The organism is Luteimonas terricola (assembly GCF_004352845.1).
GTDB classification, from domain to species: domain Bacteria; phylum Pseudomonadota; class Gammaproteobacteria; order Xanthomonadales; family Xanthomonadaceae; genus Luteimonas; species Luteimonas terricola.
This window is the reverse complement of record NZ_SJRX01000006.1, coordinates 88,101-112,262: the sequence shown is the minus strand read 5'-3', so window position 1 is coordinate 112,262 and position 24,162 is coordinate 88,101. Positions and strand designations below refer to the sequence as shown.

The 24,162-nt window shown below is 71.6% G+C and carries 27 protein-coding genes; 18 read left to right on the top strand and 9 right to left on the bottom strand.

Translation table 11 applies throughout. The features are described from left to right. Positions 1-40 precede the first annotated feature (40 nt). Both rlmKL and E2169_RS10370 read right to left on the bottom strand, forming a co-directional pair. Entirely contained in the window at positions 41-2,194 is a 2,154-nt protein-coding gene (gene rlmKL / locus E2169_RS10375) for a bifunctional 23S rRNA (guanine(2069)-N(7))-methyltransferase RlmK/23S rRNA (guanine(2445)-N(2))-methyltransferase RlmL (RefSeq protein WP_132986539.1), read from the bottom strand. After that, positions 2,191-2,727: an alpha/beta hydrolase gene (locus E2169_RS10370; RefSeq protein WP_132986538.1), complete on the bottom strand. Its 537-nt coding sequence runs from the start codon at positions 2,725-2,727 to the stop codon at positions 2,191-2,193. The genes rlmKL and E2169_RS10370 overlap by 4 nt, the downstream gene beginning before the upstream one ends. Positions 2,728-2,751: 24 nt before the next feature. On the opposite strand from E2169_RS10370, the gene E2169_RS10365 reads away from it, so the two are divergent. The 4 genes from E2169_RS10365 to E2169_RS10350 all read left to right on the top strand — a co-directional run bounded on the left by E2169_RS10365 (position 2,752) and on the right by E2169_RS10350 (position 6,424). Further along, on the top strand, positions 2,752-3,339 hold the full coding sequence (locus E2169_RS10365; protein WP_370465127.1) for an N-acetylmuramoyl-L-alanine amidase: 588 nt from the start codon (positions 2,752-2,754) through the stop codon (positions 3,337-3,339). Between the two features lie 91 nt (positions 3,340-3,430). Then, positions 3,431-4,336 (top strand): acyl-CoA thioesterase II, encoded by a 906-nt coding sequence (gene tesB / locus E2169_RS10360; RefSeq protein WP_132986536.1) that lies wholly within the window; start codon positions 3,431-3,433, stop codon positions 4,334-4,336. Between the two features lie 4 nt (positions 4,337-4,340). After that, positions 4,341-5,192, top strand: a complete 852-nt coding sequence (locus tag E2169_RS14545) for a putative signal transducing protein (protein WP_132986535.1) — start codon at positions 4,341-4,343, stop codon at positions 5,190-5,192. 98 nt (positions 5,193-5,290) lie between these two features. Further along, the gene (locus tag E2169_RS10350; protein ID WP_132986534.1) at positions 5,291-6,424 is read left to right on the top strand and encodes an RNA polymerase sigma factor; all 1,134 of its coding nucleotides are present in this window, start codon (positions 5,291-5,293) and stop codon (positions 6,422-6,424) included. 510 nt (positions 6,425-6,934) lie between these two features. On the opposite strand, the gene E2169_RS10345 is transcribed toward E2169_RS10350, so the two are convergent. Further along, on the bottom strand, positions 6,935-7,621 hold the full coding sequence (locus tag E2169_RS10345; protein WP_132986533.1) for an EF-hand domain-containing protein: 687 nt from the start codon (positions 7,619-7,621) through the stop codon (positions 6,935-6,937). Here E2169_RS10345 and E2169_RS10340 point away from each other — a divergent pair. Continuing rightward, positions 7,620-8,525 (top strand): arginyltransferase, encoded by a 906-nt coding sequence (locus E2169_RS10340; protein ID WP_370465128.1) that lies wholly within the window; start codon positions 7,620-7,622, stop codon positions 8,523-8,525. The genes E2169_RS10345 and E2169_RS10340 overlap by 2 nt on opposite strands. Further along, positions 8,492-9,754 (top strand): endonuclease/exonuclease/phosphatase family protein, encoded by a 1,263-nt coding sequence (locus E2169_RS10335; RefSeq protein ID WP_370465129.1) that lies wholly within the window; start codon positions 8,492-8,494, stop codon positions 9,752-9,754. The genes E2169_RS10340 and E2169_RS10335 overlap by 34 nt, the downstream gene beginning before the upstream one ends. Before the next feature lie 51 nt (positions 9,755-9,805). Here E2169_RS10335 and E2169_RS10330 read toward each other — a convergent pair whose 3' ends face one another. Further along, positions 9,806-10,240: a hypothetical protein gene (locus E2169_RS10330; protein ID WP_132986530.1), complete on the bottom strand. Its 435-nt coding sequence runs from the start codon at positions 10,238-10,240 to the stop codon at positions 9,806-9,808. 225 nt (positions 10,241-10,465) lie between these two features. On the opposite strand from E2169_RS10330, the gene E2169_RS10325 reads away from it, so the two are divergent. The 3 genes from E2169_RS10325 (at position 10,466) to rnk (ending at position 12,439) form a co-directional block, all read left to right on the top strand. Next, positions 10,466-11,071: a hypothetical protein gene (locus tag E2169_RS10325; protein WP_132986529.1), complete on the top strand. Its 606-nt coding sequence runs from the start codon at positions 10,466-10,468 to the stop codon at positions 11,069-11,071. 10 nt (positions 11,072-11,081) lie between these two features. Then, entirely contained in the window at positions 11,082-11,900 is an 819-nt protein-coding gene (locus E2169_RS10320; protein WP_132986528.1) for a M15 family metallopeptidase, read from the top strand. A gap of 128 nt (positions 11,901-12,028) precedes the next feature. Continuing rightward, the gene (rnk, locus tag E2169_RS10315) at positions 12,029-12,439 is read left to right on the top strand and encodes a nucleoside diphosphate kinase regulator (protein WP_132986527.1); all 411 of its coding nucleotides are present in this window, start codon (positions 12,029-12,031) and stop codon (positions 12,437-12,439) included. 32 nt (positions 12,440-12,471) lie between these two features. Here rnk and hda read toward each other — a convergent pair whose 3' ends face one another. Genes hda through E2169_RS10300 form a run of 3 tightly spaced genes read right to left on the bottom strand, consistent with a single transcriptional unit; the run spans position 12,472 to position 15,388 of the window. Next, entirely contained in the window at positions 12,472-13,167 is a 696-nt protein-coding gene (gene hda / locus E2169_RS10310; RefSeq protein WP_132986526.1) for a DnaA regulatory inactivator Hda, read from the bottom strand. Next, positions 13,164-14,309 (bottom strand): AI-2E family transporter, encoded by a 1,146-nt coding sequence (locus E2169_RS10305; RefSeq protein ID WP_132986525.1) that lies wholly within the window; start codon positions 14,307-14,309, stop codon positions 13,164-13,166. Before E2169_RS10305 ends, hda begins: the two co-directional genes overlap by 4 nt. Before the next feature lie 11 nt (positions 14,310-14,320). Then, a complete protein-coding gene (locus E2169_RS10300; RefSeq protein WP_132986524.1) occupies positions 14,321-15,388 on the bottom strand; it encodes a DUF2066 domain-containing protein in 1,068 nt (355 codons plus the stop codon). Positions 15,389-15,417: 29 nt separating this feature from the next. On the opposite strand from E2169_RS10300, the gene purM reads away from it, so the two are divergent. Genes purM through E2169_RS10280 form a run of 4 tightly spaced genes read left to right on the top strand, consistent with a single transcriptional unit; the run spans position 15,418 to position 18,787 of the window. Continuing rightward, positions 15,418-16,548 (top strand): phosphoribosylformylglycinamidine cyclo-ligase, encoded by a 1,131-nt coding sequence (gene purM, locus E2169_RS10295; protein ID WP_132986523.1) that lies wholly within the window; start codon positions 15,418-15,420, stop codon positions 16,546-16,548. A gap of 5 nt (positions 16,549-16,553) precedes the next feature. Then, positions 16,554-17,225: a phosphoribosylglycinamide formyltransferase gene (purN, locus tag E2169_RS10290; protein ID WP_132986522.1), complete on the top strand. Its 672-nt coding sequence runs from the start codon at positions 16,554-16,556 to the stop codon at positions 17,223-17,225. An 11-nt stretch (positions 17,226-17,236) separates the two neighbouring features. Then, a complete protein-coding gene (locus E2169_RS10285) occupies positions 17,237-18,070 on the top strand; it encodes a DUF3108 domain-containing protein (protein WP_132986521.1) in 834 nt (277 codons plus the stop codon). After that, positions 18,071-18,787: a DUF3108 domain-containing protein gene (locus E2169_RS10280; protein ID WP_132986520.1), complete on the top strand. Its 717-nt coding sequence runs from the start codon at positions 18,071-18,073 to the stop codon at positions 18,785-18,787. It begins immediately after the preceding gene. 366 nt (positions 18,788-19,153) lie between these two features. On the opposite strand, the gene murA is transcribed toward E2169_RS10280, so the two are convergent. Both murA and E2169_RS10270 read right to left on the bottom strand, forming a co-directional pair. Further along, a complete protein-coding gene (gene murA / locus E2169_RS10275) occupies positions 19,154-20,413 on the bottom strand; it encodes a UDP-N-acetylglucosamine 1-carboxyvinyltransferase (RefSeq protein ID WP_132986519.1) in 1,260 nt (419 codons plus the stop codon). Beyond that, positions 20,413-20,649: a BolA family protein gene (locus tag E2169_RS10270; RefSeq protein WP_132986518.1), complete on the bottom strand. Its 237-nt coding sequence runs from the start codon at positions 20,647-20,649 to the stop codon at positions 20,413-20,415. The genes murA and E2169_RS10270 overlap by 1 nt, the downstream gene beginning before the upstream one ends. A gap of 124 nt (positions 20,650-20,773) precedes the next feature. Between E2169_RS10270 and E2169_RS10265 the strand changes: the two genes are divergently transcribed. The 5 genes from E2169_RS10265 to lptB are packed head-to-tail and all read left to right on the top strand — an operon-like array spanning position 20,774 to position 24,131. Then, the gene (locus tag E2169_RS10265) at positions 20,774-21,778 is read left to right on the top strand and encodes a KpsF/GutQ family sugar-phosphate isomerase (protein WP_132986517.1); all 1,005 of its coding nucleotides are present in this window, start codon (positions 20,774-20,776) and stop codon (positions 21,776-21,778) included. Positions 21,779-21,789: 11 nt separating this feature from the next. Beyond that, positions 21,790-22,344: a KdsC family phosphatase gene (locus tag E2169_RS10260; protein ID WP_132986516.1), complete on the top strand. Its 555-nt coding sequence runs from the start codon at positions 21,790-21,792 to the stop codon at positions 22,342-22,344. Beyond that, the gene (gene lptC / locus E2169_RS10255; RefSeq protein WP_165942399.1) at positions 22,341-22,904 is read left to right on the top strand and encodes an LPS export ABC transporter periplasmic protein LptC; all 564 of its coding nucleotides are present in this window, start codon (positions 22,341-22,343) and stop codon (positions 22,902-22,904) included. The genes E2169_RS10260 and lptC overlap by 4 nt, the downstream gene beginning before the upstream one ends. Before the next feature lie 4 nt (positions 22,905-22,908). Further along, complete coding sequence (gene lptA, locus E2169_RS10250; protein WP_165942398.1) at positions 22,909-23,412, top strand: lipopolysaccharide transport periplasmic protein LptA; 504 nt, start codon at positions 22,909-22,911, stop codon at positions 23,410-23,412. Continuing rightward, entirely contained in the window at positions 23,412-24,131 is a 720-nt protein-coding gene (gene lptB / locus E2169_RS10245) for an LPS export ABC transporter ATP-binding protein (RefSeq protein WP_132986513.1), read from the top strand. Before lptA ends, lptB begins: the two co-directional genes overlap by 1 nt. The last annotated feature ends 31 nt before the right edge of the window (positions 24,132-24,162 follow it).

Below are 24,162 nucleotides of genomic sequence, written 5' to 3'. Positions count from 1 at the left end.
CGGGGAGCGGCCCGTGGCGGCCACCCCGCGCGGCGGGCTCCTACCTCCGCCGCAGCCTCCACGCCCGATGGATGCGCGGATTGCGCGCGAAGTCCGGGGGAATCGTCTCCGCGGTGATGTCGTCGCACCGGGCGAACGCCGCCACCGCCTCCTCGTCGAGCTTGAAGCGCCGGTAGTTGTTCGAGAAGTACAGCACCCCGCCCGGCGCCAGCCGCGCCACCGCGGCCCGCAGCAGGCGCACGTGCTGGAGCTGCATGTCGAAGTCGTCGGCGCGCGCGGAGTTGGAGAAGGTTGGCGGATCGCAGAACACCAGGTCGTACTCGCCGGTGTCGGCCTCCAGCCAGGACACCGCGTCGGCCTGCACCATGCGATGGGCGCTGCCGCCCAGGGCCCGGCCGTCGACGCGGTTGCCGCGCAGGTTGTCCGCGGCCCACTGCAGGTAGGTTCCCGAGAGGTCGACGCTGGTGGTGCTCGCGGCACCGCCGACGGCAGCGTGCACCGTGGCCGCGCCGGTGTAGCAGAACAGGTTGAGGAAACGCTTGCCGCGCGCCTCGCGCTGCATGCGCGTGCGCAGCGGGCGGTGGTCGAGGAACAGCCCGGTGTCGAGGTAATCGAACAGGTTCACGCGCAGCCGCGCAGCCCCTTCGCGCACGGTGATGAACTCGCCACGGCGCTCCACGGCGGCGCCGTACTTGCTGCCGCCCTTGCCGCGTGCACGCACCTTCGTCGCCAGGCGTTCGCGCGGTACGCCGAACACTTCGCGCGCGGCGCCCAGCACCTCGCCGAAGCGGCGGCGCACGTCGGCATCGGGGATGTCGGCCGGCGCGGCGTATTCCTGCACGTGCAGCCAGGTGGCATCGGGGTCGTCGGCCTCGGTGTAGACGTCGATCGCGACCGCGTACTCGGGCAGGTCGGCGTCGTAGGCGCGATAGCAGTCCACGCCCTCGCGGGTGCGCCAGGACTTGGACGCACGCAGGTTCTTGCGCAGGCGGTTGGCGAGCATCTGCGCGCCCGGCGACAGCGGCCGCGGCCCGGCGTCCTCGCGCAGCGGCGGCTGCACCGGGTCGGCCACCAGCAGCACGCACTCGAGCGCGCCGTTGAACACCTGGTAGACCTTCTGCGCCCGCAGGCCGGTGGCGCGCGCAAGCTCGGGGCTGCCGCACAGCAGGCTGGCGCGCCAGTACGGCGCGATCCGGCGCAGGGCGTCGCCCAGGCCGCGGTAGAGCTGGGCGTCGGCGGCCAGGCGCGCATCGTAGGGCGGGTTGCTGGCGACCAGGCCGCGCAGCTGGGTCATCGGCCGCAGCGCGGCGACCTGGCGCTCCTCCAGCTGGATCGCATCGCCGAAGCCGGCCGCGGCCGCGTTCGCGCGCACCGATTCCAGCGCCGCCGGATCGACGTCGCTACCGAAAAACACGGGGCGCAACGCGGCGCGGCCGGCACGCTCGCGCTCCAGCGCGTCCTGGCGCAGCGAATCCCAGGCGGCGGCATCGAAGCCGCTCCAGCGCGACGGCGGCGTTTCACCATGGCGCAGCAGGCCCGGCGCAACGTCGGCGGCGATCGCAGCGCCCTCCACCAGCAGGGTGCCGCTGCCGCACATGGGATCGAGCAGGGCGCCGCCTTCGGCGTACACCTGCGGCCACTGGCCGCGCAGCAGCACGGCGGCAGCCAGGTTCTCCTTCAGCGGTGCGTCGCCCTGCGCGCGGCGCCAGCCACGACGGTGCAGCGCGCCGCCGCCAAGGTCCACCGACAGCACCGCGCGCCCCTTGCGCACCACCAGGTTGAGCAGCAGGTCGGGCGATTCCAGATCGACGTCCGGCCGTGCGCCGGTCTCGCGGCGCAGGCTGTCGACGACCGCGTCCTTCACCCGCTGCGCGGCATAGCGCGCGTGGGTGATGCCGTCGCCGGACACGCGCGCATCCACCGCCAGCGTGCGCCCGGGGGCCAGGTGCGTGCTCCAGGGAAGCTCGACGATGGTCCGGTAGAGCACGTCCTCGCTGTCGCAGTAGAACTCGGCCAGCGGCCACAGCACCCGGCTGGCCAGGCGCGACCACATCACCGCGCGCTGCGCATCGGCCAGTTCGCCCTCGACGTTGACGCCGGCGACGGTGGCGGTGGCACGCACGCAGCCGAGCGCCGCCAGTTCATCGGCCAGCAGGTATTCCAGGCCCTTGCCGCAGCTCGCGAAGAACCTCACGACGCGAGCGCGCCCAGCAGCCCGGCGAACAGCGCGGCCGAGGCTTCGACGTGATCGGACAGGCGGTGATCATCGTCGACCAGCAGCAATCGGTCGCGACGCGGCGCAGCCCAGGCAAAGACGTCGGCGGCGGGGATCAGCTCATCGTCCCAGCCGTGGATGATCGCGGTTGGCACGGCGGCGGCCTCGAGCGGGTATTCGCTGACGAGGTTGATCGGCGGGGCCATCAGGAACAGCGCGCGCACTGGAACCTGCAGCGATACCCTGCCGGAAATCCAGGCACCCAGGCTGGAGCCGGCCAGCACCAGCGGGCCGTCGGCCGCACGCCCCGACGCGAGCGCCTGCAGCTGCGCCAGGCGCGCGGCGACGTCGCCGTGCCGGCCCATGTCGTGCCTGGCATCGAAGGCGGTGTAGTCGGGGCGTTCATGGCTCCAGCCCAGGCCTTCGGCGACGTCGGCGAGCGCGGTCACCTTGGTCGCGTCGGGGCCGCTTTCAAAGCCGTGGGAGAGGATGCAGTGACCGCGGACGCTCATCGTTTCGCCGATGCCGGAAGAACCGTGAATGCTAGCATCGCCGCCGACCCCAGCCCCGGCCGCGACGTGCGCATCGACCCCCTGCCCTACGAGCACCTGCTGGAACCGCGGCCGCTGTCGCAGGTCGACCTGGTGGTGGTCCACTGCACCGAGCTGCCCGACCTCGCCACCGCGCGGGACTATGGCGAGCGCCTGCTGTACGAAGCCAGCGGCACCGGCAACAGCGGCCACTGGTACATCGACCGCGACGGCAGCGTCGAGCGTTGGGTGGATCCGGCGCGCATCGCGCACCACGTGCGGGGCCATAACCCGCGCTCGGTGGGGATCGAACTGGTGAATACCGGCCGCTGGCCGCGCTGGCTGGATTCGCGCCACCAGGCGATGGCGGAGGCCTACCCCGAGGCGCAGGTCGTGGCCTTGATCGGCCTGCTGGAGACGCTTGCTGCCGAACTGCCGGCGCTGCGCTGGATCGCCGGCCACGAAGACCTCGACGTCGAGCTGGTGGCGGCCAGCGACGACGCCGCTGTCCAGGTCCGCCGCAAGCGCGACCCCGGCCCGATGTTCCCCTGGCAGCGCGTGCTCGATGCGCTGCCTCCGCTGGAGCGGCTGTAGCCACTCCTACATGAACGCGACTGCGTGCGTCGTGTGTTCCGGCCATCGCACGGCCGATGGATGGACTGCCACGCCCCGTATAATCAGGCGGATGCCCGACCGCACCCCCGCCCCTGCCTCCGAACTCCTGGACCTGCTCACGCTCGAGCGCCTCGAGGACAACCTGTTCCGCGGCCAGAGCCGCGACATCGGCACCAAGTACGTGTTCGGTGGCCAGGTGCTGGGCCAGGCACTGTCGGCCGCGCAGGCGACGCTGACGCAAGCGCGCACCGCGCATTCGCTGCACGCCTACTTCCTGCGCGCCGGCGACATCGACCACCCGATCGTCTACGACGTCGACCGCACCCGCGACGGCGGCAGCTTCTCCGTGCGCCGGGTGACCGCGATCCAGCACGGCAAGGTGATCTTCTTCTGCGCGGCATCCTTCCAGGACACCGAGGACAGCGCCGAGCACCAGCTGACCATGCCCGAAGTCCCGCAGCCCGAGGACCTCGAGCCGGCGCCGGCGATCCCGGACAAGGTGCTCGCCTCCCTGCCCACCAAGATCCAGCGCTGGCTCGACCGCAGCGGGCCGTTCGAATTCCGCCACGTCTATCCGCGCGACGAACTCAATCCGCCCAAGCGCCCGCCCTACCAGCAGGTCTGGTTCCGGCTGGCCGAGAAAGTGGACGATGCGCCCGAGCTGCACCGGGCCCTGCTGGCCTATGCCTCGGACTTCCACCTGCTCGGCACCGCCACGTTCCCGCACGGCATCAGCTACTACCAGCCGAACGTGCAGATGGCCTCGCTCGACCACGCGCTCTGGTTCCACCGCCCCTTCCGCGTCGACGACTGGCTGCTGTACTCCATCGACAGCCCCAGCGCGCAGGGTTCGCGCGGCCTGGCCCGCGGCATGATCTACGACCGCGCCGGCCGCCTGGTGGCGAGCACCGCGCAGGAAGGCATGATCCGCGTGGTCGACGAAGGCAGGGCCGGACACGTTCCGGCCCGGGACTGACGGCATGCGCCAGCTGTTTTCCAGCGCCCGCATCGAGAACGTCGAAGCGGTGGCCCGGCTGCTTGAAGAAGCCGGCATCGAGGTCCGGATCACCAACGGCCGCTCCTATCGCGGCGCCATCCGCGGCAATTTCAGCTATCGCGAGGGTGCCAGCAGCGCCCCGCGCCCGGCGGTGTGGGTGATCCGCTCCGACCAGCAGCCCGAGGCGCGGCTCATGCTGCGCGAAGCCGGCCTGCTGCAGCAGACCACGCAGCGCAACGACAACTTCCTGCCGCCGCCGGCGTCGCTGGTGGGCGGCGGCTCGCCGCTGGCCGCGCGCGGCGGCGGGCGTTTCCGCTACGGCCTGCTGCTGGGGGTTGCGGTGATGGTGGCGCTGGTGATGATCGCCTGGCGCGCCAGCCGCGGCGATGGCGATGCCGACCCCGGCCTGGCGACGGTGCCCGCCGCCTCCGTGCCCGCGCCCGCAGCCGTGGCCGCCCCCGCGCAGCGCCCCGACGCGTCCGGCATGTCCCTGGTTGCCTCCCAGCCCGACGACGCCTTCGTGATCGCAACCCCGCCGGCGCTGGCCGTCGCGCTGCTGCGCGCCGAACTGGCCGCCGCCGGCACGCGGCGCGGCTGCCTGGCGATCGACGGCGCCGACCCGGACCCGCTCCTGCTGCAGCAGCTCGCCACCGAAGGCTTCGACGTGACACCCGCCTCGGCCTGCACCGACGATCGCCTGGCCATTGCGGTCTCGGACTACGCCACCGACGGCAGCGGCAGCGGCACCGTCCAGCTGGCGGCCGGCAGCGGCGAGCCGCAGGCGCGGGAGGTGCGCCGCGAAGGCCGCGACTGGCTGATCGACGCCCCGCGCTGAGGCACGCTTCCCGCGCCCACCCGCCAGGAGTCACGTTTCCCGTCCCGGGGCGTCTGGGTAGGATTGGCGCTCCACGGCGCCGCCGCGCGAGCACGCCCATGACCACCTGCGCCATCGACACCCTCATCCACCGGGAGCTCCCCGCCGCGGCCGGCGGCTGCGAGCTGGCCTATACCCGCATCATCGTCGCCAGCCAGAACACGGTGACCGCGGTCGCGCTTGCCATCACCCGCGATCCGACCGCCAGCGAGGACATCGCCCAGGAGGCCTTCCTCTCCGCGTGGCAGAACCTCAAGCGCCTGCAGAACCCGTCCAGCTTCCTGCCCTGGCTGCGCCAGATCACCCGCAACCTCGCCTACGACCACCTGCGCCGGCACCGCCAGCGCGCGGTCGATGGGGAAGCCGCGGAAATCGCCATCAACCACGCCGCCGACCCCTCGGCGCTTCCCGAAGAACAGCTGATCGACGCCGAGCGCGAGCGCATGGCCGCGGAGCTGATTTCCGAGCTTCCCGAGGAGAGCCGAGAAGTGCTGCTGCTGTACTACCGGGAAGGCCAGAACTCGCGCCAGGTGGCCGAACTGCTCGGCCTGTCCGACGCCGCGGTGCGCAAGCGCCTGTCGCGCGCGCGCAAGAGCCTGCGCGAGGACCTGCTCACGCGCTTCAGCGATTTCGCCCGCGCCACCGCGCCCGGCACGGCGTTCGCGATCGGCGTCACCGCCATGCTCGGCCTCAGCCGTCCTGCGGCGGCGGCCGGCTTCGCAAAGGTCGGCGGCGGCGTGCTCGGCGGCGTGCTCGGCAAGGGCGTGCTCGGCACCGCCGGCGCACTCGGCGGCGGCCTGCTCGCCGGCCTGGTCACCGCCTGGCTGTGCCGGAAGATGCTCACCGCCTACGCCGACGACGAGGCCGAGCGCGCCGGGATCCTGGCCGTGTACCACACCTATCTCTGGACGTCGCTGGTGGCCATCGGCCTGACCCTGGGATCGGCCTTCGCGTTCGACAGCCTGGTACCGACGTATGCCCTGGCGCTGGCAGCGATCGCGATCCTCAACTACCAGCTGCTCGGCCCGCTGGCGCGCACGATGCGGCCGCTGCTGCGCCGCGACGCCATCCGCAATCCCGAAGGCGCGCGCTCGCGGCAGCTGCTGTACCGCCTGACCTTCGGCCCCAGCGGGGTGGCGATCAGCAACCTCGCGATCATCGGCGGACTGGTGCTGCTGTACCTGAAGGGCTGAGCCGCGCCGCGCGGCCGACAAAAAGAGGTTCATCTCCCAACTCAGGGAAAACGGTATCGACGAGGAGTGTCTGCTCGCTACGCCTCGCCGTGATCTGGAGGGCCCCGCCGCGGCCGGGAGGCCTTCGCGGCTCATGTCCCCCGGCATCCGCCTGGCGGCGGATGCCTCCTCCTTTACTTCCCCGCGAAGGCCTCCCGGCCACGACGGGGCTCGGCGTTGTTGCAGCCGCGCGGGATACCGGCTTTGCCCGTGGGGGCACCGCGTATTGCTGCGCACCGGGTGCCAAGGCCCTTGAGGGCGAAGTCAAGGAGGAGGCGATGGCCGCAAGGCCAGCGCCGGGGGACATGAGTCCTCAAGGGCCTTGGCATCCGGCACCCGCGCCGTATCACGCGCTGTATCAATGGCGCGCCATTCCCTCAGTTGGGAGAAGAACCAAAAAAAGCCCGCGCCGTGAGGCGCGGGCCCGGCACCGGACGAACCGGCGCCACCCCATCAACGGGAACGCTTCACTCAGCGGCGCTTGCCGGCCTCGAGTTCGGCGCGGCTCAGGAAGCCGTCGCGGTTGTCGTCCATCCACGCGAAACGCTTGGACAGGCGCGGCATCTTCTCGTCGACCTCCACCCGGCTGAGCTTGCCGTCCTTGTTGAGGTCGGCCGCGGCGAAGGCTTCGGCGAAGCGTTCAGCGCGCTTCTCGCGCATCTGCTGCTGCATGCCGTCGCGATGGGCCATCACTTCGCTGCGGACGATGTAGCCATCCTTGTCGGCATCGATGGCGTCGAAGTCCAAAGCCATGAGCGGGCCGCGCGCCATGTCGTCACGGGCGGGACGTCCGGGACGATCGGCGCGCGCGCGGCGCGGGGTTTCGCCGGTGCCGGCCTGCTCGCGCTCGGCGATGCGCTTCGCATGTGCTTCTTCGCGGGCGGCCTTGGCGGCGTCGAACTCGGCGCGGCTGATGCGGCCATCCTCGTCGGCATCCATGCGCTCGATGCCGCCGCGCATGGCATGGCCACCACGGTGGCCGAAGTGGCCCTTGCCGTGGCGCCTGGCGCGCTCACTTTTGCCGGCGGCGCGCGGGGCGTCGGTGGCGGCATCGGCCGCCGGGGCGGCGGGCGCGGACGACTGGGCGGCCGCCAGGCCGGCGGTACCAAGAGAAGCCACGGCCAGGGCGGTGGCGAAGAACAGGGCATGACGCTTCATGCGTGACTCCTTGACTGGCAGCGGCATTGCTGCAGGTGCCCAGGTCAACGCGTGGCGCCCGATGAGGTTGACCGGCGGGCCGGGGGATTCAGCTGCCAGCCGGTTCGCAGCGACTGCGACGCGGCGCAGTATCCTGCACGCATGCACCGCGCCGTCGACGTTTCGCCACGCCGGGCCCGCCATGGCTGAGCCCGCACCGCTGCGCCTGTTCCATACCGCCGCACACGCCTGCGGCTACTGGCCCGAACGCGCCGCGCGCGACCTGGTGCTCGACCCCGGCGACCCGCGCCTGGCGGATAACTACGCGCGTGCGCTGCAGTGGGGCTTCCGCCGCTCCGGCGACATCGTCTACCGCCCGCACTGCCACGGCTGCCGCGCTTGCGTGGCGGTGCGACTGCCCGTTGCCGACTTCGTGCCCGACCGCAGCCAGCGCCGCTGCCTGGCGCGCAACGCCGACGTGCAGGCGCGGATACTGCCAGCCGGGGAAAGCGCGGAGCGCTTCGAGCTCTACCGTCGCTACCTCACCGGCCGCCACCCCGGTGGCGGCATGGACGACCACGGCAAGGCGGAGTTCGCGCAGTTCCTGGTCGGCAGCTGGTCACAGGGCCGCTTCATGGAGCTGCGCGCGGGAGGACGCCTGCTGGCGGTGGCTGTCACCGACCTGGTGGATGATGCGCTGTCGGCGGTCTACACCTTCTACGATCCCGACCAGGCCGCGCGCGGCCTGGGCACGCTGGCGATCCTGCAGCAGATCGACTGGGCCCGGCGCGACGGGCGTCGCCACCTCTACCTCGGCTACTGGATTTCAGGACACGTGAAGATGGATTACAAGCGCAGGTTCCAGCCCCTCGAACAATTCGACGGTCACGGATGGCGACCCCTCCCGCGCGGCGGCGAGGCATGAGCATGCGTCTTTCCGCCCTGTCCTGCTGCGCGCTCCTTGCCGGCTGCGTGCAGGTCAACGTCCACGGGGATCCCGACCAGTACATGACCCGGACCAGCACATTGCGCGTTGCCAGCTACAACGCCTCGCTCTATTCCGACGAAGCCGGCGGCCTGTTGCGGCGGCTCCAGTCCGACGATGCCGACGCGCGCAAGGTCGCGGCGGTGCTGCAGCGCGTGCGCCCGGACGTGGTGCTCGTCAACGAGTTCGACCACGACGCGTCCGGCCGCGCCGCCGACGCCTTCCAGCGCGGCTACCTCGAAGTCCCGCAGGCCGGCGGCGGCGCCGCGCTGCGCTATCCCTACCGCTACATGGCGCCGGTGAACACCGGCGTGCCCAGCGGCCTCGACCTCGATCGCAGCGGCCACGTCGGCGCCGCCGCACCGGTGCCCGGCGAGGACGCGGCCGCCGCGCGCGGACGCGGCAACGACGCCTGGGGCTACGGTCTGCACCCGGGTCAATACGGAATGCTGCTGCTGTCGATGCACCCGATCGATGCGGAGGCCGCGCGCACGTTCCAGCTGCTGCCGTGGAGCGCCCTGCCCGGCGCTGCGCGTCCTGTCGATCCGGACACCGGTGCGCCATGGCATGACGATGCGACCTGGGCACGGCTGCGGCTGTCGTCGAAATCGCACTGGGACGTGCCGGTACGCACCCCGCTGGGCACCGTGCACATGCTCGCTTCGCATCCCACACCGCCGGTCTTCGACGGCCCCGAGGACCGCAACGGCGCACGCAACCACGATGAGATCCGGCTGTGGAACGAGTACATCGGCGTTGGCGACAAGCCCTGGCTGTGCGACGACGCCGGCCGCTGCGGCGGCCTGGCGGAGGAGGCCCGCTTCGTGATCCTGGGCGACCTCAACAACGATCCCGCCGACGGCGACGGCAGGCACGAGGCGATCGTCGAACTGCTCCAGCATCCGCGCGTGCTGCGGATGGCCACCCCGCGCAGCGCGGGCGCCGCGCACGCCCCGGGTGCCGATCGGCCAGGCCGCCGCGGCAGCGTGGCCCACGCCACCGGCGACTTCGGCCCGCGCGTGGGTCCGCTGCGGCTGGACTACGCCCTGCCCTCCACGGGCTTCCGCATGCTCGAATCCGCGGTGTTCTGGCCCGCCCCGGGCGAGGACGGCGCAGACATCGTCGACGGCAGCGACCACCGCCTGGTGTGGGTCGATCTGGCCAACTGACCGAACCTCTTCCCCCGCAGGGCGGGGGATGGAGTCACGGCAGCTCCCTGGCTATGGGGCGGGCTTGGCCGCAGCGTCCCCGGCGGGGGCCGCTTCCACCGCCGGCGATCCGGCCGCGTCACTGTCCGGCACCGCCTGCGCAGGCGTCTCCGCCGCGGGGGCGGAGGCACCGGTCGCGGGCAGCGCCACCACCGGTGGAGGCGCCTCGTAGCTGCGCGGCCCGAAGCCGAACATGCCGCCGCTTTCGCGCGACACGATCATCCGCACCATCGACGAGGGCACCATCAGCTCCAGCGTGATGTCCTCGCCGGTCGGCATCCGGCCCTTCATCGTCAGTTCGATCAGCGCGCCGCCGGTGTCGATCTCGTCGCAGGGCACGTGCGGCCCCACCACGGGGCTGTCCTGGAGATACGGTTTGATGGCGTCCCCCAGGGCTTCAAGCGCCTGCGGGAAGAAGAACACGGCATAGCCGTCACGGCCTTTCATCGATGCTTGGCTCCCGGGGATCGAGGAGCAGCCATCTTCGCAGGAAGCGGCCCCGCAAGCTTCGCCTCCTGCCGCCCCTTCGGAGCAGACGGGGCAAGCCCGCGAAAATCTCCGAGAGATTGATACTCTGATATCACGCTGGAAGAGCGACGTGGCCGCGCTCGACAGGGAGCGCAAGGCCGACGGGCTGCCCGGATCCGGCGCAAAGAAAACAGGGGATCGCCAATGAACGCTGCGCACCGGGACCATCGCGACGCCACCACCGCGGGCGGCGGCCCCCTGGCCCTGGTCCCGGCCTCCGCGCGCACCGGGGCCTGGCTGTTCGCGCTGGTGGTCGCGCTGCCGCTGCTGCTCATCGGCATCGTCGAACTGTCGGGCGGCGGCGGTGCCGCGGAGGCAGGCGCCAGCGTGGCCTGGCGCGCGGCTGCCGGCGTGGCCGGCTTCTGCCTGCTGTTGTGGGGCGCGCTGGCGGCCCTGGTCCGCCGCCACCGGCTGCGCTTCGATGCTGGCGGAATCGAGGTCGCCACCACCTTCTACAACCGGCAGTTCCGCCTCGCCGAACTCGGCCTCGACGCCGCGCGCGTGGTCAATCTCGATGAGCGCCCGGAGTTCCGGCCGATGCTGCGTACCAACGGCCTCGCCGTTCCGGGCTTCCGCAGCGGCTGGTACCGCCTGCGCAACGGCCACCGTGCCCTGGTGGCCAGCGCCGGCGGACGGCACCTGCTGTGGATCCCGACCGCCGCCGGCCACGACCTGCTGCTGCAGCCAAGGGACCCGCAGGCGCTCCTCGAACGCCTGCGCGCGATGGCAGCGGCCGCCGCGAGCCGTTAGCCTCGTCGCCATGCGCGGCCGCGACGCCATCCTCGCCAACACCCCGGACATCGAACTCTGGCCGGGCGGCGTGCTGCGCGCGCGCGGCAACCGCGATGCGCGGGCCCTGGCCCGCGCACGCACCGTCCTGCGGCGAAAGCGCGACGGCACCCTGCTGGCCGCCGACCTGCCGGAGGGCCTGCTGCCGCTGGTACCGCGCCTGGCCCGCGAGCCCGGCCTGGACGCCGCCCTCGCGGCCCTCGAGCACCCGCCGCACGTCGCGACGCGCAACGGCATCGACGCCGTCCCCAGCCTGCCGCCCACCCGCCTGGCCTCGCGCCTCGACGCCCTGGGCATCGACGGCGACGCCTACGCGGCACGCACGGGGCTTGCGCTGGAACCGGAGCCGGCGTGGCTGGCATCGGCCGGCCACGACCGCTACCGGCGCGCCCTGTGGCTGCGCGTGGATGCGGCCCGCGGCTGGCGCCGCCTGGTCGAGGCCGCGGGCCGCGACGGTATCGTGCTGGAGGCCGTGTCCGGCTATCGCAGCCACGATTACCAGGCCGGCATCATCGAGCGGAAGCTCGCCCGGGGGCTGGGGATCGAGGGGATCCTTGCCGTCAACGCCGCGCCGGGCTGGTCGGAGCACCATTCCGGCTGCGCCATCGACATCAGTGCCCCCGGCGAACCCGCGGCCGAGGAGTCCTTCGAAGCCACCCGCGCATCCGCCTGGCTCCAGGCCAACGCCGCCGCGCTCGGCTTCGCCATGAGCTACCCCCGGGGCAACCCCCATGGCATCGTCTACGAACCCTGGCACTGGCGCTTCGGAGGCACCGCGCGCGACGATTGAGAATGCGGCCGGCTGCAGCTACATTGGATGCCAAGGAAACATCGTAGCCACCAGTACCCCCGCGCCCCGGCCGACGCGAGTCGCCCGGGGCGCGTTGCTGCGGCAAACGCATTGCAGGAGACGCACGCGTGAACACCCGACCCAAAATCACCATCTCGACGCTGGACTCGGAGCGCCTGGAGGCGCTGCTCGAATCCCTTCCCGACGGCGCCTTCCCCGGCCGCGACGCACTCGAGGCCGAGTTGCTGCGCGCCGACGTGGTTCCGCCCAAGGACGTCCCGGCCACCACGGTCACCATGAATTCGACGGTCCGCTTCCGCGTGGGCCCGGACGAGAGCTTCCTGCTCACCCTGGTCTACCCGCGCGACGCGAACGGCAGCGCCGACCGCATCTCGGTGCTGGCGCCCGTGGGCAGCGCCCTGCTCGGCCTGTCGCAGGGCGACGAAATGGAATGGCCCAAGCCCGGCGGCGGCAGCATCAAGGTGCTGATCGAGGAAGTCACCTACCAGCCCGAGCGCGCCGGCGAGTACCACCGCTGAGGCCGGCCCGGCCGGCACGCGGTGGGCACGGGTCAAGCGCCCGCGACGCCCAGGACCTCGCGCAGGAAGGGCACCGTCACCCGCCGCTGCGCGACCAATGACGCCCGATCCAGGGCGTCCAGCCGGGCGGTGAGCCCTGCCAGGTCGCGCCCCGCGTGGCGCAGCAGCCACATGATCGCGGCCTCGTCGAACTGCAGGCCGCGGCGCCGTGCGCGCAGGCGCAGGACCTCGGCGCGGCCGGTATCGTCCAGCGGCTGCAGGGCGATGCGTGCGCACTGCGCCAGGCGCGAGCGCAGGTCGGGGAGCCCGAGCGGCAGCGTCGCGGGTGCTGCCGTCGCTGCATAGAGCACGCCGCCACCCGCGGCGCGCGCGCGGTTGTGGAAATCGAACAGCGCGAGTTCGTCGTCACGGCGGCCTGCGATCGCTTCGAGCCCGTCCAGCGCCACCAGCCCCAGGCCATCCAGCGCATCCAGGGCCTCGTTCAGGCGTCCGGCCGCGGTCGCCAGCGGCAGGTAGGCCGCGCCGCGTCCGGACGTCTCGGCCGCGGCGCAGGCGGCCAGCGCCAGATGCGTCTTGCCGGTGCCCGGCGCCCCGTCCACGTACAGCCAGCCGCCGCTGCCTGCGGCCAGCGCCTGCAACTGCTCAAGTGCGCCGGACGGCGCGCCGACGAAGGTCTCGAAACGCTGGTCGGGTGGATAGCGCAGCGCCAGCGGCAGCTGCCTGCTCACGCCCCGTCGCGGCCCGGTCCGGACGCGGTGCCCACCAGGATTTCCGCGGCCTCTGCCGTGCGTCCCGCATAGAGCCGGCTCGCGGTATAGCGCTCGTGCGCGAAGCGCAGCATCACGTTGACCACCGCCGCCGCCGGCAGCGCGATCAGCATGCCGACGAAGCCGAACAGCACGCCGCCGGCCATGACCGCGAAGATCACCGCCACCGGATGCAGGCCGATGCGGTCGCCGACCAGCTTCGGCGTCAGCCAGTAGCTCTCGATCACCTGGCCGAGGGTGAACACCACCGCCACGCCGAGCAGGTGCTGCCAGTCCCCGTATTCGATCAGGGCCGCGACCACCCCGAGCACGATGCCCGTGGCGGGACCGATGTAGGGAATGAAGGTGAACAGCCCCGCGATCAGCCCGATCAGCAGGCCCAGCTCGAGGCCCACCAGCCACAGGCCGATGCCGTACATCACGCCCAGGATCACCATCACCAGGAACTGCCCGCGCAGGAAGCCGCCGAGCACTTCGCTGGATTCGCGCGCCAGTCGCGTCACGGTGTCGACGTGGTCGCGCGGGATGATCGATTCCACGCGCTCCACCATGCGGTCCCAGTCGCGCAGGAAGAAGAAGGTGATCACCGGCAGCAGCACGATGTTGGCCACCCACGCCAGCACCGTGAAGCCCGAACGCGACACCACGCCCAGCGCGGTCGCGACGATGCCGCCGGCACGCTCGGAATGCTCCCGGAAGAAATCCATCAGCCGCACCGGATCCATCCAGCCGTCGATGTCGATCCCGGTGCGCGCCTCCAGCCACGGCAGCGCGGTCTGCAGCACCCAGTCGCGATAGCCGGGCATCGACTCGCCCAGGATCCGGACCTGGGCCACGATCATCGGCACCAGGATCACCAGCGCAAGCACCAGGAACAGCAGCATCACCGTGAACACCATCACCACGGCGATGTTTCGCGAGCGCCCCGACTGCTCGAGGCGGTCGACCAGCGGATCGCCCATCCAGGCCAGCAGCGCGGCGAGCACGAACGGCGTCAGCACCGTGCCCAGCCGCCATACCAGCCAGCCGATCGCGAACAGCAGCAACGCCCATTGCAGGCGCATGATGAAGCGCGAAACAACCTGGTCGGCGTGTTCGTTCATGGATCCGGGCCTCAGCGCAGGTGGAACTCGGGCGTCACGCCCTCGATGTTGGCGCCGGACTCGACCAGGATCGAGTCATCGAGCACGCGGCGGAAGCCTTCGAGCCCGGTCAGCAGGTCGAGTTCCAGTTCCAGGCTGTTCGGCGTCGCCCGCAGGGGGCGGATCCCGCGCACCACCGAGCTGGACTGGAGCCACGAGGACAGGCGCACGAAGTCGTTGCTGCTGTTGATCCCCGTCACCACCACGTGCTCGACGGCGGGCTCGCCGACCGTACTGGCCTTGGCGTAGCGCCGCACCAGGGCATCGGCCGCGCCGTCAGCGCCCGAAGCGATGACGCGGCGCGCGACGGCGTCTTCGTTCGACCAGGTCGCAAGCACGCGCCCATCGTCGACGAAGCTCCAGTCGGCCTTCCAGCCCGGACCTGCGCGGTAGAGCTTGCCGATCAGCTGCATCGGTGGGCGGTAGCGCGCGGACAGGCGCGATATGGCGGCGGTGTCGCCGCGCCAGATCGCGCCCACGGCGGCCTGCTCCGCGGCGCTGCCGCCGGGCAGGCCCAGGCGGTAGCCGCGCTCGGTGGCGCGGTCGAGTACCGGCCGCGCGACGTTGCTCTGCCCGACCGCCACCAGGCGCGGACCGCTGCCGTCATCGATCGCCAGCCACAGCACCGGCTTGGGACGGGGCTCCGGCCAGACCGGCAGGCCCAGGGCGCCCGCGATGGCGTTGACCTCGTCCTCGCGGAAGCGCACCACCAGCATCGTGGTGTAGGTGGGCGAACCCGCGGCCGAACGGCCCTCGTCCTGGCGGTAGTCGTAGCCCTCGACGAAATCGCCGGCGCGGCGCAGCTCGCGCGAGACCCCGGGCCGGTTGGCGACCCCGGCGTCGCCGGACATCTTGCCCAGCACCTGGGCCAGCGCGCGGGCAAAGCCCGACTGGCGCGCGGATTCGGCCTGGCTGCCGACCGCGACTTCGGCCTGGTACATGCCGCTGGCACCGGCGCGATCGCCCTCCATGCGCTGCGCATGCGCCCCGCCGGGGAGCAGCAGCGCGAGCAACAGCGTGATCAGCAACGCCTTGGGCATCATCGTTCCCTGGACCGTGTCAGGCCGGAATGGTGCCGCAGCGGCGCCCCCGCGTCCATGAAGACGGCTCCGGGACTGCTAAAATCGACGCTTTCCCGCGCCGGCGAGCCATCGTGAACAGCCCCACTCCGCTGACCTACCGTGATGCAGGCGTCGATATCGATGCCGGCAATGAAGTCGTCGAACGCATCAAGCCGCTGGTGAAGCGGACCTTCCGCCCGGAGGTGATGGGCGGCCTGGGCGGCTTCGGCGCGCTGTTCGACCTGTCGGGCAAGTACCGCGAGCCGGTGCTGGTCTCGGGCACCGACGGCGTCGGCACCAAGCTCAAGCTCGCGCAGCAGCTCGGCCGCCACGACACGATCGGCATCGATCTGGTCGGCATGTGCGTCAACGACGTGCTGGTACAGGGCGCCGAACCGCTGTTCTTCCTCGACTACTTCGCCACCGGCAAGCTCGACATCGACACCACCGTGGCCGTGGTCGGCGGCATCGCCAGGGGCTGCGAGCTGGCCGGCTGCGCGCTGATCGGCGGCGAGACCGCCGAGATGCCGGACATGTACGGTCCGGGCGAGTACGACCTGGCCGGCTTCACCGTCGGCGCAGTGGAGAAGTCCGAACTGCGCGATGGCGGCCGCGTTGCCGCGGGCGACGTGCTGATCGGCATCGCCTCCAGCGGCCCGCATTCCAACGGTTATTCGCTGGTCCGCCGCATCTACGAGCGCGCCGGCCGCCCCGGCGACACCGATCTTGGCGGCGTACGCCTGGAAGACGCGCTGATGGCGCCGACCGCGCTGTACGTGAAGCCGGTGCTGGAACTGCTGCGCGGCGCCGAAGGCGGATCGATCCACGCCATGGCGCACATCACCGGCGGCGGCCTGACGGAGAACATCATCCGCGTGGTGCCCGATGGCCTGGCCCTGGACATCGATGCCGGCGCCTGGGCGATGCCGGCGGTGTTCGACTGGCTGCAGCGCGAAGGCGCGGTGGCGCGCGAAGAGATGTGGCGCACCTTCAACTGCGGCATCGGCTTCGTGCTCGTGGTCGATCCCGCGCGGGCGGCGGCGGTGTCCACGGCGCTCGACGCGCTGGGGCTGGCGCACTGGACGGTCGGCAGCGTGGTGCCGGAAACCGCCGGCACGGCGCGCGTGCGCATCGGCTGAGCACGATGGCAGCAGTCCCCACGACCCCGCGCCTGGCAGTGCTGGCCTCGGGGCGCGGCAGCAACCTGCAGGCCATCCTCGACGCGATCGGCGACGGCCGCCTGGACGCGCGCGTGGCCGGCGTCTTCGGCGACCGTCCCAAGGCACTGGCACTGGAGCGCGCGCGCGATGCCGGCATCCCGGCCCGCGGCCTGCGTCCCCGCGACTTCGCCAGTCGCCAGGACTACGACGCCGCGCTGTTCGCCGCGATCGCGGCGGTCGAGCCCGACCTCATCGTCTGCGCCGGCTACATGCGCCTGCTCGGTGCCGCGGCGATCGAACCCTGGCAGGGACGGATCATCAACATCCACCCTTCCCTGCTGCCGGCCTTCAAGGGACTGGACACGCACGCGCGGGCGCTGGAGGCCGGCGTCGCCGAGCACGGCGCCAGCCTGCACTACGTCACCGCCGACCTCGACGGCGGCCCGGTGATCGCGCAGGCGCGGGTAGCCGTGCATCACGGAGACGATGCCGATGCGCTGGCCGCGCGGGTGCTGGCAGTCGAGCACCCGCTCATGCTGGCGACCCTGCAGCTGCTTTGCGCCGGTCGCGTCAACTTGCGAGACACAAGGGTGGAACTCGACGGACAGCCGCTCCAGGCACCGCTTCAGCTGGCATCCAACCGCCTGCGGGCATGATCCCGCCAGACATGGACACCCGCCCCCACAACCTCTTGCTGGCCCTGGCGGCCAGCCTCGCGACTGCGTTCACGGCTGCGCCCGTCGTGGCGCAGGCGGCTGTCGCGGGGGCCACCGACGTGCCGGCAGCCATCGCTGCCGACGACGCCAGCGTCAATGCGGCCCCTCTGGATGCTGCCGCCGTCGAAGAGGCCGCCGCGCTGCAGCCCTTCCTCGCCACCTACGACGCCTGGAACAAGGGCAAGCTCGCTGGCGCCGCCAGCATGGAGCTGGTCCGCGAGGACGGGCACTGGCGAATCGATCTCGGCATCGTCGGCAAGCGCGGCCTGGCGCGCTGGGTCCGCCTGGACATCGACCAGGGCACGGTGTTCGACGAGGTCGACGGCGCGTACCGGCCGCTGCGGCAGGACACGCAGCGCAAGGCGCTGTTCATGGGCCGCGAGATCGAAGGCGTCTACGACTGGGACACGCGCGAGGCACGCTGGACCGGTGACATCAAGGACGAGCGCCAGGAGCCCGTGCCGCTGCAGGACGGCGACATGAGCGGGCTGCTGATCAACCTGGCCATCATCCGCGACGCCCGCCCCGGGCACAGCCTGAGCTATCGCTTCGTCGACGGCGGCCGCGTGCGCCAGCACGAGTACGCCGTGGCCGGGGCCACCGAATACATCGAGGTCGACGGCCTGTCGTACGAGGCGATGCGGGTTTCACGCACCAACGGCGGCAATGATGAAACCATCGTCTGGGTGGCGCGCGGCGTGCCGACGCCCATTCGCATCCTGCAGCGCGAAAACGGCGAAGACACCATCGACCTGCGCCTGGTCGCATATCAAGGAGCCCCATAGATGCAGAACCTGAACTCCATCCGCGGCCGCGCCGCGCTCGTAGCCTCGAGCCTGCTGCTGGCCCTGTCGGCCGCGCCCGCGCTTGCGATCGAAGCGTTCAACGCCGACTACCAGGCCAACTACATGGGCATGGAAGCGAAGGCGACCATGAGCCTCGCCAGCGCCGGCAAGGACCGCTGGCAGTACCGCATCGACATCGGCGGCATGGGCGCCGAACTCGAGCAGAGCACGGTGTTCGAAATCGACGGCAAGCAGTGGCGACCGCTGAAGAGCGTCGACAGCCAGCGCGGCACCAGCGGCCTGGCAGCCATGCTGGTCAAGCGCAAGACGGTTACCGCCGACTACGACTGGACCCGCGGCGAAGCACGCTGGACCGGCGACGTGAAGGCCGACCGGGCCGGCCCGGTGAAGCTGCGCGAAGGCGACCTCGACGGCATGCTGATGAACCTGGTGCTGGTGCGCGACGTTGCCGCAGGCAAGCCGCTCGAGTACCGCCTGGTCGAAGACGGGCGGGTCAAGCGCCAGAGCTTCCAGGTCGCCGGCAAGGAGGCCATCGAGGTCGGCGGCAAGTCGCACGAAGCCACCCGCGTGGTACGCAAGGACGGCAAGCGCGAGATCATCGCCTGGGTCGTGGACGGCCTGCCGGTCCCGGCGCGCGTGCTGCAACGGCGCGACGGCAAGGACCACATCGACCTGCGGCTCACTGCGGTGAACTGAGCAGGGCCACGCTGCAGACAGAAGCCCCGCATCGCGGGGCTTTTTATTGGCTCTCCTCCCGGTTGCGGGGAAGGGATTTCGACAAGGAGTGTCTGCGTCTTCGCTATGACTTGGAGGGCCCCGCCGCGGCCGGGAGGCCTTCGCGGCTTCGGCTGGAGTACGCACGATGCCCGGCTTTTGCTCCCGGGCCACCGCGTACTGCTGCGCACCGGGGGCCAAGGCCCTTGAGAGCGAAGTCAAGGAGGAGGCGATGGCCGCAGGCCAGCGCCGGGGGACATGAGCACTCAAGGGCCTTGGCACCCGGCGCCCGCGTCTATCAGCGCCGCGCTTTCCCTCCAATCGGAAAAAACCCTTTTTGTTGCCGGGTCAATCGATCCGGCGGATCCGCGCCCCAAGCCCGGAAAGCTTCCGCTCGATGTGCTCGTAGCCGCGATCCAGGTGGTAGATGCGGTCGATCACCGTCTCGCCCTCTGCAACCAGCCCGGCCAGCACCAGCGACGCCGATGCCCGCAGGTCGGTGGCCATCACCGGTGCGCCGCTGAGGCGCTCCACGCCGGTCACGGTGGCGCGATTCCCGTCGATGTGGATGTCCGCCCCCAATCGCATCAGCTCGTTCACGTGCATGAAGCGGTTCTCGAAGATGGTCTCGTCGATCGTCGCCACGCCCTCGGCGATGCAGTCCAGGGCCATGAACTGCGCCTGCATGTCGGTCGGGAACCCCGGGTGCGGCGCGGTGGTGATGTCGACGGCACGCGGCCGGCGGCCGCGCATGTCGATGGTGATGCGGTCGCCATCGATGGCGATGCCGGCGCCGGCCGCAGCCAGCCGTTCCAGCACGGCGTCCATGGTGTCCGGCCGCGCGTGGGTGATGGTGACCCGCCCGCCGGTGATCGCGCCCGCGACGAGGAAGGTGCCGGCCTCGATGCGGTCGGCCACCACGTCGTGGCGCGCGCCGTGCAGCCGATCGACGCCGCGCACCACGATGCGCGAGCCGCCCGCACCCTCGATGTCGGCCCCCATCGCCAGCAGGCAGTCGGCGAGGTCGACGATCTCCGGCTCGCGCGCGGCGTTGTCGATTACCGTCGTTCCCTGCGCCAGCGTTGCCGCCATCAGCAGGTTCTCGGTCGCGCCCACGCTCACTGTGTCGAAGGCCACGTGGCCGCCCTGCAGGCGGCCGGCGCGCGCGTTGATGAAGCCGTGCTCGACGGTGATCCGCGCGCCCAGCGCCTCCAGCGCGCGGATGTGCAGGTCGACCGGGCGCGAGCCGATCGCGCAGCCGCCCGGCAGCGCGACCTCGGCGGCGCCGTGGCGGGCCACCAGCGGGCCCAGCACCAGCACCGAGGCGCGCATGGTGCGCACCAGCTCGTAGGGCGCGATATGGCTGTCGACCCCACGCGGATCGACCACCACGCGGCTGCCGTCGGCGTCGTGTTCGACGCCCGCGCCCAGTCCGCCAAGCACGCGCGCGGTGGTGACCACGTCGTGCAGGTGCGGGACGTTGCCGATCTCCACCGGCTCATCGGCCAGCAGGGTCGCGCACAGGATGGGAAGCACGGCGTTCTTGGCGCCGGACACGCGGACCTCCCCTTCCAGGGGGACGCCGCCACTCACCACGATCTTCTGCATCAGCCGGGCCGGTTCTCGTCGGGCGTCAGCGTGCGCAGCGCCAGGGCGTGGATCTCGTTGCCCATCAGCGTGCCCAGGGTGGCGTAGACCATGCGGTGGCGGGCCAGCGGCAGGCGGCCGGCGAAATCGGGGTGCACCACCAGCGCCTCGAAGTGCACGCCGTCGTCGCCGCGCACCTCGACGTCGGCGCCCGGCAGCCCCTGCTCGATGAGTTTGCGGATGGTGTCTGCGTTCAAGGCGTCTTCCCGTGATGAAGGGCGAATGAGCGGCCGTCCAGCGCCTGCGCAAAGCCGCGCAGACCGCGGGACAATCCGCGTAAGATGAACAGGTTAGCCTAACGGAAAAGGGTCAGGTCCGGAAATGTCCGGCAGCAGCCACACGCCAGCCAGCGCCGTCGGCGCACACGACTTCGCGGCCACCGGCCGGCGGGTATTCGAGATCGAGGGCCGGGGCCTGGCCGCCGTGGCCGCGCGCATCGACGGCGACTTCTCCCGCGCCTGTGCCCTGCTGCTGGCCTGCCACGGCCGCGTGGTCTGCACCGGCATGGGCAAGTCCGGCCACGTGGCGCGCAAGATCGCCGCCACCCTGGCTTCCACCGGCACGCCCGCATTTTTCGTCCATCCGGGTGAAGCCGGCCACGGCGACCTGGGCATGGTCACCGACGCCGACGTGGTACTGGCGCTGTCGTACTCGGGCGAATCCGACGAGGTGCTGCAGCTGCTGCCGGTGCTCAAGCGCCAGGGCAATGCGCTGGTGTCGATGACCGGGCGCCCCGACTCGACCCTGGCCCGCGCCGCGGCCGTGCACCTGGACGTCAGCGTGCCCGAGGAGGCCTGCCCGCTGCACCTGGCACCGACCGCCAGCACCACTGCGTCGCTGGCCCTGGGCGACGCCCTGGCCGTCGCCCTGCTCGAGGCCCGCGGCTTCACCGCCGACGACTTCGCGCGCTCGCACCCGGCCGGCGCGCTCGGCCGCCGCCTGCTGCTGCACATCGCCGACGTCATGCACACCGGCGACGCGGTGCCCAGCGTGCGCGCCGACGCCACCGTCAGCGAGGCGCTGGCGGAGATCAGCCGCAAGATGCTGGGCATGACCGCGGTGGTCGACGGCGATGGCCGCCTGCTCGGCCTGTACACCGACGGCGACCTGCGCCGCAGCCTGGACGCCGGCATCGACGTGCGCACCACGCCGATCTCCGAGGTGATGACGCGCAGCCCGCGCACCATCGGCGCCGACGCGCTGGCCGTCGAGGCCGCACAGCTGATGGAGGCGCACAAGATCGGCGGCCTGGTGGTGGTGGATGGCGACGGCCACGTGGCCGGTGCCCTGAACATTCACGACCTGTTGCGCGCGCGCGTGGTGTGATCGCGCGTCCCATGCCTACCGCCAGCCGCCCCGCCCCGTCCACCGAACTGCTCGCGCGCGCCGCGCGCATCCGCCTGGCCTGTTTCGACGTCGACGGCACCCTGACCGACGGCCGCCTGTACATCGCCGGCGACGGCACCGAGACCAAGGCCTTCCACGTCCACGACGGGCTGGGCCTGTCGCTGCTGAAGCGCGCCGGCATCGCCGTGGCCTTCGTCACCGCGCGTACCAGTCCGGCCGCTGAAATCCGCGCCCGCGACCTCGGCGTCGAGGCGCACACCGGCATCAAGGACAAGCTCGCCTGCGTCGATGGGCTGCGCGAACGCCTCGGCCTGTCCCGCGAGGAGGTTGCCTTCATGGGTGACGACCTCACCGACCTGGCGGTGCTGTCCGCCGCCGGCCTGGCCGCCGCGCCCGCCGATGCGCAGCCGGCGATCCTAGGCCACGTCCATTGGCAATCCCTGCACCGCGGCGGCGCGGGCGCGGCGCGCGAATTCTGCGACCTGCTGCTGGTCGCGCGCGGCGATGCCGCGTCGGATGGCGATGCCGCGGGTGCGCGCCAGTGAGCTGGCGCGGCGCCCTGATCATCGTGCTGCTGGTGGCCGCGATCGCCAGCGGCTGGTCGGCCTGGCGCCAGCGGGCCGAGGCCCCGGAGGCCGCCAGCGCCAGCGACCGCTCCGATTACGTGCTCGAGGACTTCGAACTGGTGTCGCTCGACAAGGACGGCAGCGAGGCCTTTACCCTGCGCGCGCCGCACCTGCAGCGCGACCCGGTGGACGACACGATGTCCCTGCGCGAGCCGCTGTTCCTGCTCCCCGAGGACGGCGGGGAGTTCTACTGGGACCTGCGCGCGGCCACCGGATGGATCAGCGCCGACAGCGAACAGATGCGCCTGGAAGGCGACGTGGTCGCCGTTTCCGATCCCGCGGACAGCCGCGCGATGCGCCTCGAGACCGAAGCCCTCGAAGTCCTGCCGCGCGCGCGCCGGGCGCGCAGCGACGTCGCCGTGACCATCACCGAGCCCGGCACTACAATGCGCGGCACCGGCATGGAAATCGACCTGGCCGACAAGCGCTTCCAGCTCACCTCCAAGGTCCATACCCGCTATGTCCCCACGCGCCGCTAGCCTCATGACGCTCCTGGCACTGGTCGCGGCCGTCGCCGTGGCGCCCGCCTGGGCGAAATCCAGCGACCGCAGCCAGCCCATGGACCTGACCTCCAACAGCAACGACTGCTCGGTGGGCGACGACGGCGGCCCCTGCGTCTTCACCGGAAACGTGCGCATCGTGCAGGGCACGCTCGACGTGCGCGCCGCCAAGGCCGACGTGCGTCGCGGCGGCGGCGACATCCAGAAGGTGATCCTCACCGGGTCGCCGGTGCGCCTGAAGCAGGACCTCGATGGCGGCGGCTCGATCGACGCCACCGCCAACAACGTCGACTACAACCTGCAGACCGAGACCGTGGTCTTCACCGGAAACGTCGAGATCGACCAGCCGGGCCGCGGCACCATGGGCGGCGGGCGCATCGTCTACAACATGGCCACCGGCCGGGTGCAGGGTGGTGGCGAGGAAGGCGGCCAGGTCCGCACCCGCATCCTCCCCAGGGGCGCCAAGGCCGACCAGGACGGCAACTGATGCTGGTCGCCGAAGGCCTTCGCAAGCGCTACCGCCAGCGCGAAGTGGTGCGCGAATTCGGGCTGACGCTCGACGCCGGCGAAGTCGTCGGCCTGCTCGGCCCCAACGGCGCCGGCAAGACCACCTGCTTCTACATGATCGTCGGCCTGGTGCCGGCCGATGCCGGGCGCATCGTGCTCGACGGCCGCGACATCACCGGCGAGCCGATGTACCGCCGCGCCCGCCTGGGCGTGGGCTACCTGCCGCAGGAACCCTCGGTGTTCCGCAAGCTGTCGGTGGCCGACAACATCATGTTGGTGCTCGAGCTGCGCGACGACCTCGACCGCAAGGGTCGCAAGGACGAGCTCGAATCGCTGATGGACGAACTGCAGGTGACCCACGTCGCCGGCCAGGCCGGCGCCAGCCTGTCGGGCGGCGAGCGCCGCAGGGTCGAGATCGCGCGCGCGCTCGCGGCCCGGCCGCGCCTGATCCTGCTCGACGAACCCTTCGCCGGCGTCGACCCGATCTCCGTCGGCGAGATCCAGCGCATCGTCCGCCACCTCAAGAACCGCGGCATCGGCGTGCTCATCACCGACCACAACGTCCGCGAGACCTTGGGCATTTGCGACCGCGCGTATATCCTCAACGATGGTGGCGTGCTCGCGCAGGGGGCTCCGGACGCGCTGCTGGCCGACCCGGACGTACGTCGGGTCTACCTGGGGGAATCCTTCCGGCTGTAAGCCGGCGGGGCGATCCCGCCTGACCGGGGAC